Here is a 12,663-nt window from a genome sequence, read left to right on the forward strand (position 1 = left end):
ATATTGTGACTCGAAGATTTTGCTCAAAAATCAATACCAAAGGTATAGTTCGCAAGTAGCAAATAATATAGCTCTAAAAATCACTGAAATAAAGAACTAAAAAAATACTTGCTTTGGTGAGATAAAATCGAGCAAATATAAATAAGCAACAAAATAAAGACTAAGATGATGAATAAGTAGGCGAAGAGGTAGACTAAAATTCAATGCCTTTATTTATCTTGGTTGCTGAAGACGACCCAGCAATACGTTTGTCGATCAATGATTATTTGGAATTTCATGGTTATTCAGTCATTACGGCAGAAAATGGGGAACAAGCCCTGTCGATGTTAGAACAATATCATCCTCATTTGCTGATTTCTGATATCAAAATGCCATATAAAAACGGTTATGAACTAATCAAAAATATTCGTCGATTACCTCAATACCGTTTACTACCAGTGATCTTTCTTAGCGAATTTAGTGAAACAACAGCTCGTATTCACGGCTATCAGGTAGGCTGTGATGTTTATCTGCCAAAACCTTTTGTCATGGAAGAATTAGGGGCAATTATTCGTAATCTCCTAGAGCGATCGCAGGCAATTCATTCGGAAATAATATTTTCCCAGGGCGATCGCCTTGAACCAGCAAATACGATTCCCAAATCGGCTAAACTTCCTACTGCGCAAAAAGAGCATGATTTAAGTAAGCTTTATGAAAAACTTAAATTAACTCAACGGGAAACAGAAGTTTTAGAACTACTGATCGAAGGTCGCTCAAACATAGAAATCGGTCAACAACTGCATCTATCTCCCCGTACGATTGAAAAATATGTGAGCAGCCTATTGCGTAAATCAGATCTTAATAACCGTATTGAATTAATCTGCCATGCAATGGAATATTATACAGCTTAAGCTAAATTACTTAGCAGAGAAGTAGAAGATTCTCGCAGACGGAGGGAAACCCGCTCAGATCAAGATATAAAAAGAGACTTATTTTGATTAGCCTCCTGTTCTGACCAAACCACGGGAAAAATAGCGGGATCTGTATAGTCAGGAAAACCATTGGCTTGTTGGCGACATAATAAATCTAAAAAATGATGAATTTGCTTGCCCTGATTATAGTAAGGTTGGTAGCGATTCTCGCCATCTTGTAAATTAAGCACGATCGCCCGACGCATCATATCACTGCGATTGGGATAGCTGCCATGAATTATGGAAGAATGATGAAAACTGATTTGACCCTTTTTTAGCTTGAATGGGATTTTGTGAAACTTTTTACCCTGCTGAGTAAATTCTTGCTCGACTGAATGATGATTATTATGATTAAATCCGCGTAAATTTTCGGTAGGCGACCATTTATGACTGCGATCAACCATTACCAAGGAGCCGTGCCGTTCGTCAACGTCATGGAGAGGAATCCAAACCGTTAATAATTTGTGGGATGTACAGTTAGAATGGTAGGAGCGATCGGTATGCCAGCCGACATACGTATCAACGTGTTGATTTGGCTCTTTGCTAATTAATTGATCTTGAAAATATCTAACTGTATCAGTATCCATTAATCTTGCAGCGATCGCCCCAATTACAGGCTGTAACGATAGTTCTCGAAAAGCTTTTTTCTGAAAGGAGATATATTCATTATTTATCAATCAATAATTGATTGAAAGTAAATTACTCAGTTTTAATGAAAAATATTAGTAAAAAAGTTTATTTTAAAACTTTATATTAGGCGATAAATAGCTTTTATAAGTATTGTTTTGCAGGTAAATTGGATTGTTTTGATATTTTTTTTTGAGAATTAATTTTAATAGTATCAAATTTTTTTAAATTTGTATATTATCTTTTTAATGTATTTAAATAGCTTTTTTATAGTCACAATTTGAGTTTATTTGATAGCAATGCACCTTAAAACTAGGACAGATTTAAGAAAGTTAATCATCTCAACAACCTTCAGAACCTTCTGCCTTCACCTATTTTATATTTAATTCCACCCAGCTACTTAGGTGTTTGGTTTCGTGCCTGAACCCAACCCAATCCTTCTCGTTTAAGCCTTTTTCTCGATCGGTTGAGATAGGGAAAAGGTTAACAGAAAAAGGTTAAAGGTCTACGCAAGTTGGGTGCTTTTTCCTTTTCTCATTTCCCCTTGTCTTTTAACCTAACCTTATAAATTAATTAGCATTCATTAAACGAGAAGTATTGCAACCCAACCTACATTTTCCAGCCCATCTATCTAACTAGTTTCGAGAAATGGTATAGCTTTTAAATAATACTAATTAAAGCGATCGCCACACCATCAAAAAGCATAAACAAGCTAAACAGAAGCCACCAATTTGATCAAGTTACTATACTAACGCCAGAATTATTGCTTATTAACTGTCCCTGAATAAACTACGCCACGTTTGGCATCGACGGTTAAAATTGCTCCCTCTCGAATTACCTCAGTGGCGTTTTTAAAGCCGACAATGACGGGAATACCCAACCGCAAACCAATTACCGCTGCATGACTGGTAATATCATCTTCCTCTGTAATGATTCCTGACGCTTGACGAATAATATCGACAAACTGAGCATTAGTAGAGGAAGTAACTAGAATTTCTCCTGGATTAAAATCGTTAATCTCGGTGGCACTTTTGGCAACTCTAGCTCGACCACTAATTGCTCCTTGTCCAATACCCGAACCTTCCCCTAAAATCGCCTTAACTAATTCGACCTTAATTAAATCCGTCGATCCTGCTACTCCCTGAAGTGTTCCTGCCGTCATTACTACCAAATCTCCCGCAGCCAGCCAATTTTTTTCTTGCGCTACGTTGATTGCGGCTTGAAACGTTTGAGTGGCAGAAGATAAATCTAGCACCAGCAGAGGTTTAACGCCCCAGACTAGCTGTAGCCGACGAGATACGTAAACATGGGGAGTAATCGCGATGATAGGCGTTTTTGGTCTAAATTTAGAAACATTACGAGCTGTTGCTCCAGTTTTAGTCAAAGTCATAATCGCTGCTGCATCTAGTTGAGAAGCGATTTCACCTACTGCTGCGGAAATAGCCTGAGTTATCGAGCGTTTAGTTCGTTTTAGTTTGTTTGTCCCCTGTTCTTGTTCAATTCTACAGGCGATCGTTGCCATCGTTTCCACCGCTTCTACAGGGTAGTTACCGACAGCAGTTTCATTAGATAACATCACGGCATCTGTACCGTCTAAAATCGCGTTAGCCACATCTGATACCTCGGCACGAGTTGGTCGAGGATTATTGACCATGCTATCCAACATCTGAGTAGCGGTAATAATCGGAATTCCCAAGCGATTAGCTGTAGCAATAAGGCGTTTTTGCAGAATTGGCACATCTTCTGCGGGCAGTTCTACTCCTAGATCTCCCCGTGCCACCATTACCCCATCGCATAATGAGAGGATCGCATCCATCTGTTCGATCGCTTCATGTTTTTCAATTTTGGCAATAATGGGAATAGATTTACCCGCACTAGAAATTAAATCTTTGATTTCTAAAATATCTTGCGGATTACGGACAAAACTTAGAGCAATCCAGTCTACTCCCTGATCCAAACCAAACATCAAGTCTTCGCGATCTTTTTGAGTTAAGGCTTTGACTGAAAGATAAACTCCAGGAAAGTTAACTCCTTTATTGCTGGAGAGCGCTCCCCCCACAACAACTCGACAGTGTAGATCTTGATTAGCTTTATCAATATTTTCTACCTGCATTTCTACTTTGCCATCATCCAACAAAATAGTGGCATTTTCTGGCACTTCTTCCGCCAGTTTCTGGTAGCTGATACAGCCAATTTCCTGATTACATTCTACTGAGCGACTAGTTAATATATAGCGATCGCCTTTTTTAAGATCTATTTTCCCTGCTGCGAACTTACCTAACCGAATTTTGGGACCCTGCAAATCTTGTAGAATGCCTACGGGCTGGTCTAGTTCAAAAGCAGTCTGCCGAATCAAACGTATCGCCTTTTGATGATCTTGCTGCGTGCCATGAGAAAAATTAATTCTTAAGGTAGTTGCTCCCGCTGTAATCAATTGTCTCAAAACATCTGGCTTGAGGGTGGCTGGTCCTACTGTGGCAACAATTTTTGTCCGACGCGGGTTATTTAGCGATGACATTACTTTTTTGCTCTCGATTTTCTGGATTTATTTCACGCTGCATCTTCACGAACTAAGCCAAGAGGCTATGCAGGAATTCTAGTCGCCAGCCTAGTTTACAACACAACTAATTATTCTAGGCACATTTTTTCGTCAATCTACTTTTTGAGTAACCTATATGAGGAAGGATTTAATCTCGTCTGTCTAAAAAGGTTAACTTGAGAAAATTACGTTTTTTACTTGAGATATTAAGCTAAACTTACTGTCAATTAGTTGACTTTTATCTGCTTTAACAAAGCTGTTTATTTGACAATTCGAAACTTTCTTTATGTTAAAAAAAGAAGAGCTTCTTCCTTTTATTTTGGCTTTGGTTTCCACAATATTGATTGTAGCAACGGGTTTTAACTGGTTGATCAAAAATAATTTTGCAGGATTTAGTCAAGACAATTTTAGCAAAAACAGTATTCTTAAAGCAGATAATCGAGTAAATTCCGCTTCACCTCCATCAGCTGTAACTAAAGAAAATTTTGTTGTGCCAGCCATAGTCCCTCAAGGGACTTCTATAAATATCAATGGTTCAGACAAGCTAAATCAGATCAACACAGCCCTGCGAAAAGGTTTTCATCAGCAATATCCTGGGACTATGATCACTACAAACGCTGACGGAAGTGATGTAGCTTTGGCTCTTCTCTACTCAGGAGATATCGATTTGCTAGCCTTAGATCGCCCTTTAAGCCAAGCAGAAAAAGCAGCAGGTTTGACGGCTATCGAGATCAATAGCTTGAGAGTTAAGCATGATCAGAATGCGCCCGCTTTATATTACGTCTACCAAGCACCACTCGATCCAGATATAGAGCTATTTTTAGGCTACGCTTTTTCTGAGTTAGGAAAAAAGGCAATTAACAGTCATTAAGTCATTATTGCTTGAATATTTGCTCCATCTCAATTATGGTGTTGTAGGAGTGACGGAAGAGTTTTGCGGTGCAGATAAATCGATTCCCGTTCCGCGATCGTAAATTTCAATGTCCCATTGTCCTGAACGATTTCCTTCGAAAGAGATAAAACGTCCATTACCGCTAATGCTGGGATAGCGAACTTCGCCAATAAAGTTTTTGGTGAGATTGTCACTAGTGGCATTAGAGCGATCGTAAAGGTAAATATCAGTTTTCCCCAGCTGTTCTGAACAATAGACGATATAGCGTCCATCGGCACTAAGATCTGCTTGTGACTGCATACTTCCAGGTTGATTTAGTCCAGGTAAAGAGACTAAACGCCGTTGCTGAAGATCGTATAAATACACGCTACGTTTGGCTGCGCGATCGCTCGTGTAAACTAAATAACGACCATTATAGGAAAAATTGGCATCGCCTTCAGCCGCGAAAGAATTTAAGGAGGCGTTGATAGCTTGGGTAGGAGGGGTGATGTATCTAGATTGGCAACTACCCAAAGCTAACGTTGTAATTGCCAGAATTATTCTAGCTGAAGGCGGTTTAAGATACCACTTCATTTTGTTTGAGACTGGGTTCAAGACTAGGAATAGAACAGCAATTTACATTATCGAGACAGACTTTACCCCATTTCAAAGACCAGCGTACTAATTCCACACGATTGGCAGCATTAGTTTTCTTCAAAATATTGCTAATGTGATTATCAACCGTCCTCTTGCTGATTTCTAGTCTTTGAGCAATTTTGTGATTGCTCAACCCAGTTACTACTAGCTCGACAATTTCTAGTTCTCGGGCTGACAATAATGCTTCATGACTAATTTTCTCAGCTTCCATTTGGGTTTACCCAGTACATTTACTCACTACATCTATTCATTGTAGAAGGTAAAGTTTCCACTTAATTACCGTTTAAGTTGTAAATGAATTATTCTTTAACAATTCACGAGACTCTGTCACAAATTGCTAAGTATATTAACAAAATATCAACATTTTGTTATCAACTTATTTTAATTAACTCTAAAATGTGAACTGATTGCGATCAGCTGCATTGTTGCATTTTTTCTAATGTACTCATAACTAAAGCACCAATCTTATATTATAAAAATTGAGCAACGACTTTTGTAAGTGCGAAGTTTAGTAGTTAAAACTTCCTCATTTTTGGATGAGTTCCGATTCCTGGCGTTCCCAATTACCTGGATCGAGATAGCTAAATGAAACCATCTTATGTTCGATGATTTTCCCATCGTAATGGCTAGCTTCGCACTATATATCAAGATTATCAAGATAAAGATCGGCTATCTATCTCTATATTGTATAGCTCAAAAAATACTAGGCGTTTCTCAAGAGATTTTTGACCAAATTATCTTTGACCATCATTTGACGAAACATCTCTAATAAATATTCTTGTGCTTGTTCTTTGCTTAATCCCTGTACCTGTTCTTGAAGCACTTTTAACTTAAACTGCTGCTCCATACTCAGTTGACCTGATAAGTCCATGGGCATCACTCCTTAATCTAATAAATACTCAGCCTGTAGAAATTTTATTTACGAAGCTAAGTGTTGATTTGCAATTAATCTAACACTCACCCCTATAAATAGTCCATAATGTCAAGTAATAATTAATCGAAGCAACAAAAAGTTATAAAATACTTATTAAAGAACTAGAATTTTGGTGTATTTTGATGCGGAAAAAATTTTAAAATCGACTAGGTAAAGGCAATATCAGCTAATTAGTCGATATAGTAAATAGTAATCATATCAGCGATAAGTTTAAGACTAAATCTCAAGATGAACTCAATCAAAGACGCTAAAGAATTTTTTCAACAAAGTGCGGGTAGATGGCGATCGCAACGCACTACTCATCATTTGCCCTTTAGGCGAGCAGAAAGCGGTAGCTCGGATATCAACGTCGAATTTCTGGATGCTGACGATGAAAAGATTGCTACGATCTGTCAGATGCACAAAGTAGACCCCAAAACAGCAATTGGTGGGGCATTTGTTAGCTGGGATGGATCAATGGCTTGGGATAAAGAAAACGAAGACCATAAAGGAACAACCGTATTTGCCTTAATTCCTGACTCAGAGAATCTCCGCACGGGAAAGTTACTTAGGGAAAGAGGTTATGCGGAAATAGTTCCTGTGGCTGGAGAATACCATATGGATCATGATGACGGATTAGTTTTGATTACCGAATACGAAACCATGAGTATTATTGAACGCTTTTGGTTTGTAAATTCTGATCTACGACTGCGCAGCAGCACTGTTAAAAGATTTGGCGGGTTTAATACAGCTACTTTCTGTGCTGAATCTCGGGTCAGTGAAGCAGATAATGCTCCCTCAACAGCAGCCATTATTGAGGGCAAATCATTGGCAATTTCAGGATGGTAATTGATTACTAATTAGCAAAAGACGAGTAAGCAAACAAAAACTAACTAATTACTCTGTAATATTTTGTTACTGTTGTTTATTTACTACCCCCGTCTAACGTATGATTGGGACTAAGATTTTTAACATAATTTACATTTACAATAGGCGGAGGTTTTGACTTGTCTATTCCTTTATTGGGTTATAAGCCCAGCTCTCAAAATGTTCGTGTTGCAGGATACGATATCGGGGGGGATGAACAACCTAAAGTTTATTCAGCAGAGAATTTACTGTCTTTGTCTGAGATGAACGATTTGATTGAAGCGGCTTATCGCCAGATATTTTTCCACGCTTTTCGCGCAGATCGTGAAAGATTTTTGGAATCTCAGTTGCGCAACGGTCAAATTACTGTGCGTGACTTTATTCGGGGACTTTTACTCTCAGAAACTTTTTACAATAGCTTCTACGTTAAGAACAGCAATTATCGCTTTGTCGAACAATGTGTCCAAAGAGTTTTGGGGCGTGATGTTTACAACGAACGAGAAAAAATTGCCTGGTCGATCAAAGTAGCAACCAAAGGTATTCAAGGTTTCGTTGACGAACTGCTAGACAGTGACGAATACATAGAGAATTTTGGCTACGATATCGTACCTTATCAACGTCGTCGAGTACTAGCAAGTCGCGAACAAGGAGAACGTCCTTTTAACATTACTTCTCCTCGTTACGACCAATACTATCGTGCCATTCTTGGATTTCCCCAAATTATTTGGCAAACCGAAGTTCGTACCTACAAACCTCAAGAGCAAAAACCCACCGCAGGAAATCCATCTTTGTATTTAGATATGGCTCGTAGCCTACCTAGTAGAGCAAATGCGCCCAGTTCAACCTCAGTGTCGAACATCAACTATCTGTCCAAAGTTCCTTACCGCAAAACTACCTGATTTATCTTTGATATTGGTAGCGCCAAATCTGTAATCGCAGTTGGCATCATTATCTGACTGACAAAAACTAAAGAGGGAAAGTTATAAATTAGCTTCATAGTTCTGATGAATTATGCTGTTAATTCTTGACTTCCCTCTTTTTAATTACCTTTTGTTAATGACAACCTTATCAGCGGGCAACGTAAAACTATGAGTATTGAAGGAGAAAAGAAGTTGTTAGCAATTAACTCTTTTCTTTTTTTAAACAGTAATATACAAAAATTGCGGTCACGATAATTAATTTATGTCTATAATTATCTTGACTCGTAACCATTAGATCGATTGTGAATTTGCCATAGTATAGATTTATACAAAACTGACTAATTTAGATCAATTATCTTTGTTTGTTGCGCGTAAAAACTTACCTTAGTCAATCAATATCAAACTTGACAATCAGCATAACAATTAATTAATTTTATTTAGTTTTCAAATTGCATTTAATTAATTGTAGAATCTGTTGCAGTTTAATTTTAACATTTGTTGATGAGCTAGTTTTCAGGTTAAAGCATCTGTTTTTTTTATTTATTGCAGAAGCCTACATGAAGTTTAAAAATAGAATTAAACAATTGGACAAAATCAGCAGCAAGATACAAATGAAGAGAAGCAACCGATCTTTGTATCTGTTGATTTTACTGATAAGTAGCCTGAATTCAGTGGCTGCATTTGGTACTGCAGAATACTTTGGAGCGCGAAATAATCACAAAATTGTTAATCAAATTGCCAATAGTTATACGGAAAAAATAAGCGATCGCTTATTATCACATTTAGATAGCAACGAAGCAGCAATTGATCCCAACTCCAAAGCGACTCAAGTTCAATCCCTTGAGGGACGACTCGATCGTTATTTATCAGAACTCGACCCTGGCTATACACTCAAAATTGCTGTGATCGAGCCAAATGGTTCAATTATTAGTAGTAATCTGCCCAAGATTAAAGCTAATTCTCAGATTAGTGACCAAAATATTCGGCATTACTTTCCGCTTAATTTAAACAGTTTTTCTGACTTTAATCAAGCTTATAAATTCAGTTTTAAAATTAAGCAGCAGCGTTTTTTAGGACAAGCAACTCCCTGGCAAAGTCAAACAATAGGATTGAGCTGGTTGGTGGTGACTATTCCTGAGTCGGAGTTAACGACTGAGTCGGTAAAGGAAAATTATTTGAGTTCTTGGCACGCCTATGTGATCTATTTATTATCAGCGATCGCGCTGGGGATCTTGAACTATGCCTGGTTGAGCTTCTTCATCAACAAGCAAAATGGATCGCCAGAACAGCAGATTGCATCTAACTCGGATACTAGCCACGAAATTGAGCCTCCAGCAGTAGTTGAATTGCCCAATCATCAGAGTGATTTATTGGTGGAAAAAGCTCAAGTTGATTGTGAGCCATATAACTTGTTGGCGGATATGAGTCATGAACTGCGATCGCCTTTAAACGCAATCCTGGGATTTGCTCAAATCATGGAGCAAGAATTATCTACAAACCAGACAGGTCAGGAAAATATCGCCATTATTAATCGTAGTGGGGAGCGTTTATTATCGATTATTAATGACTTAGTCGATCTAGCAAAAATTGAAACCAACCGCTTAACTTTAGAAGATAATAAAATTGACTTTCACGATTGGCTAGACAATATAGAACAAAGTTTTAAGTTTCAGGCTCATAATCAAGATTGGGAATTTTCGCTAATCAGACAGCACGATTTGCCCCAATGGATTTGTGTTGACGAGCGTAGACTGCGCCAGATCTTAAGAAATTTAATTAATTATTGTCTCAAATCCAAACCCACAAGCGATGTAAGCCTTAGAGTTAGTTCAAGTATTTCTCGCCACGAGACGGTTGACCCAAATCAACCAAATTCTACCCAAAAGTATCATCTTGTTTTTGAGGTAGAAAATACCAATTTATCAGTTACTGAAGTAGAGTTAGCTACTTTATTTCATCCTCTGGTGACGGTGCGACAAGAAGTAAATTTGACTGAAGGCAGTTCCTTAAACCTACCGATTAGCCGTAAACTAGCTCAACTGATGGGAGGAGATATCACCGTCAGCAACAATCAACCTCTAAAATCAGGCTTAACTTTTAATTTAAAGATTCAAACCCAGAGCGTTGCTGCTCAGAAATTACAGGTTCAGTCTGGCTTAAGAAGAGTGATCGGTTTAGAATCAGACAAAACTGAATATCGCATTTTGATTGTAGACGATTCTAAAACTAATCGTGCAATCATGAAAAGGTTTTTAGAGCCTGTCGGTTTCAAAGTTCAAGAAGCGGTCAATGGTCAAGAAGCAATTGATGTTTGGTTGCGTTGGCAACCTCATATGATTTGGATGGATTTAAGAATGCCTGTGATGAATGGTTGTGAAGCCACCAAACGAATTAAGTCCTATTCCCAAGCCTTATATACGCCCATTGTGGCATTAAGCGCTAGTACTTTAGAAGAAGATAAATCACTTTTTAAAGCAGCGGGGTGCGACGATTTTGTCAGCAAACCTTTTTCAGAAAACGTTATCTTTGACAAAATTGCTCAACACCTAGGGATACGATATGTTTACGAATCCATCAGTCCCTTAATTAGTAATACTACTAGCAATTTCAAATTAACAGCGGACACTTTAAATATCATGTCTAGCGAGTGGCGAAACAATTTAGAGCAGGCTGCAACGGTATTAGATCAAGATTTACTGACCCAGCTATTACAAAAAATTCCTCCAGAACATTACAGTTTAAAAGATTCTCTGCAAAAACAGGTTAACGACTTTGATTTCGACAAGATTATTAGTTTAGTAAAAAAAAGTAAAAGCAATTAACTTCTAAATCATTACCCTCATTACAATGAGAAAGGTTTTCACTCGCTCAAGACAGTCCATCTTAACCCACCCCAAACAAAAATGACAATCTCTGTTTCAGTCCAGGAAATTAGTATTTTAGTGGTCGATGATCTTGCTGATAATTTACAGATTCTGGCAAATACCCTCAGTAAACAGGGATATCAGGTACGCTGTGCTAAAAGTGGATTAACGGCATTGCGCGGTGCAAGTACGATTTTGCCCGATCTAATTTTGTTAGATATCAAAATGCCCGATCTTGACGGTTATCAAGTTTGCCAACAGTTAAAGGCTAATAAACAAACCTGCGATATCCCAGTTATTTTTCTGAGTGCCTTAGATGATGTTTTAGATAAAGTTAAAGCTTTTGAAGTTGGTGGGGTCGATTTCATTAGTAAACCAATTCAAGTTAAAGAAGTTTTAGTTCGGGTTAAAAATCAAATTGCTTTGCAACTGGCTAAAGCTGAGATAACTGAACTAAATCAAGATCTGGAAAGGCGAGTTTATCAACGCACGATCAAACTAAAAACTGTGGTGCAAAAACTACGTCAAGAAATCAATGAGCGTCAGCGAATACAGCAGCAGTTAATCCACGATGCTCTACACGACAGCCTAACCGGATTGCCGAATCGAGCTTTGCTGACCGAAAGGATTGAATTTACCATTGCTCATGCCAAAAGAAATCTTGACTATCGTTATGGACTATTGTTTATCGATCTAGATCGCTTTAAAGTGATCAACGACAGTCTGGGTCATTTAATTGGGGATCAATTGTTAATTGCCGTATCTAATCTACTTCTAGAATGTGTTAGAGAGAACGATTTGGTAGCTCGCCTGGGTGGAGACGAATTTGTCATTTTACTAGATGGGATCAAAAGTGTTAAGGATGCAACTTTAATCGGTGAGCGAATTCAACAAAGAATGCGATCGCCATTTGAATTACAAAGTCAGAATATTTTTACCAGCGCTAGTATCGGTATTGTCTTTAGCTCAACCGAATATAGCAACCCGGCTGATTTGATGCGGGATGCTGATATTGCCATGTATCGCGCTAAGGACAAAGGAAAAGCACGCTACACAATTTTTGACCAGACAATGTACGATGAAACCTTGAAACTGGTTGAATTAGAGAATAATTTGCGTTTTGCTCTCCAGCGTAATGAGCTGATGATGCACTATCAACCGATTATATCTTTAGATAGTAATAAATTGGTTGGCTTTGAAGCTTTGATTCGCTGGCAACATCCTGAGCGGGGTTCTATTTCTCCTGTGGAATTTATTCCCATTGCTGAGGATACTGGATTAATTTTGGAGATTGGCGAATGGCTACTTAGAGAGTCTTGTCAACAGCTGCAAACCTGGCGACAACAATTTGCTTCAATCCCTGAAATCGGCTCGCTCAAGATGAGTATTAATTTAGCTAGTCAACAGCTACAAGAACCTGAATTTATTAGTAAACTCGATCAAATTCTTGAAGAT

Annotated in this window: 11 protein-coding genes; 6 read left to right on the top strand and 5 right to left on the bottom strand. The window is 38.1% G+C overall.

The features are described from left to right. Positions 1–203 precede the first annotated feature (203 nt). A complete protein-coding gene (locus C7B62_RS20775; RefSeq protein WP_106241742.1) occupies positions 204–890 on the top strand; it encodes a response regulator transcription factor in 687 nt (228 codons plus the stop codon). Between the two features lie 59 nt (positions 891–949). On the opposite strand, the gene C7B62_RS20780 is transcribed toward C7B62_RS20775, so the two are convergent. Together C7B62_RS20780 and pyk are read right to left on the bottom strand one after the other, a co-directional pair. Continuing rightward, positions 950–1,627 carry a phytanoyl-CoA dioxygenase family protein gene (locus tag C7B62_RS20780; protein WP_233220080.1) on the bottom strand — a complete coding sequence of 226 codons (678 nt, stop codon included), beginning with the start codon at positions 1,625–1,627 and terminating at the stop codon, positions 950–952. Between the two features lie 710 nt (positions 1,628–2,337). Next, on the bottom strand, positions 2,338–4,095 hold the full coding sequence (pyk, locus tag C7B62_RS20785; protein WP_106241745.1) for a pyruvate kinase: 1,758 nt from the start codon (positions 4,093–4,095) through the stop codon (positions 2,338–2,340). A 307-nt stretch (positions 4,096–4,402) separates the two neighbouring features. Here pyk and C7B62_RS20790 point away from each other — a divergent pair, with 307 nt between their 5' ends. Continuing rightward, positions 4,403–4,987, top strand: coding sequence for a substrate-binding domain-containing protein (locus tag C7B62_RS20790; protein WP_106241747.1), 585 nt, complete (start codon positions 4,403–4,405; stop codon positions 4,985–4,987). A gap of 33 nt (positions 4,988–5,020) precedes the next feature. On the opposite strand, the gene C7B62_RS20795 is transcribed toward C7B62_RS20790, so the two are convergent. The 3 genes from C7B62_RS20795 to C7B62_RS20805 form a co-directional block, all read right to left on the bottom strand. Further along, on the bottom strand, positions 5,021–5,581 hold the full coding sequence (locus C7B62_RS20795; RefSeq protein WP_106241750.1) for a PD40 domain-containing protein: 561 nt from the start codon (positions 5,579–5,581) through the stop codon (positions 5,021–5,023). Further along, complete coding sequence (locus C7B62_RS20800) at positions 5,565–5,855, bottom strand: LuxR C-terminal-related transcriptional regulator (protein ID WP_106241753.1); 291 nt, start codon at positions 5,853–5,855, stop codon at positions 5,565–5,567. The genes C7B62_RS20795 and C7B62_RS20800 overlap by 17 nt, the downstream gene beginning before the upstream one ends. A gap of 492 nt (positions 5,856–6,347) precedes the next feature. After that, positions 6,348–6,515, bottom strand: a complete 168-nt coding sequence (locus C7B62_RS20805; RefSeq protein WP_106241756.1) for an NblA/ycf18 family protein — start codon at positions 6,513–6,515, stop codon at positions 6,348–6,350. Positions 6,516–6,806: 291 nt separating this feature from the next. Between C7B62_RS20805 and C7B62_RS20810 the strand changes: the two genes are divergently transcribed. The 4 genes from C7B62_RS20810 to C7B62_RS20825 form a co-directional block, all read left to right on the top strand. Then, positions 6,807–7,406, top strand: coding sequence for a phycobiliprotein lyase (locus C7B62_RS20810; RefSeq protein ID WP_106241759.1), 600 nt, complete (start codon positions 6,807–6,809; stop codon positions 7,404–7,406). A 158-nt stretch (positions 7,407–7,564) separates the two neighbouring features. Continuing rightward, positions 7,565–8,323 (top strand): phycobilisome rod-core linker polypeptide, encoded by a 759-nt coding sequence (locus C7B62_RS20815; protein WP_106241761.1) that lies wholly within the window; start codon positions 7,565–7,567, stop codon positions 8,321–8,323. Between the two features lie 692 nt (positions 8,324–9,015). Continuing rightward, the gene (locus tag C7B62_RS20820) at positions 9,016–11,166 is read left to right on the top strand and encodes a response regulator (protein WP_158260717.1); all 2,151 of its coding nucleotides are present in this window, start codon (positions 9,016–9,018) and stop codon (positions 11,164–11,166) included. Positions 11,167–11,247: 81 nt separating this feature from the next. Beyond that, positions 11,248–12,663, top strand: a 1,416-nt coding sequence (locus C7B62_RS20825) for a GGDEF domain-containing response regulator (RefSeq protein ID WP_106241767.1), incomplete at its 3' end; no start/stop codon positions are given.

The organism is Pleurocapsa sp. CCALA 161 (assembly GCF_003003995.1).
Taxonomy (GTDB): domain Bacteria; phylum Cyanobacteriota; class Cyanobacteriia; order Cyanobacteriales; family Xenococcaceae; genus Waterburya.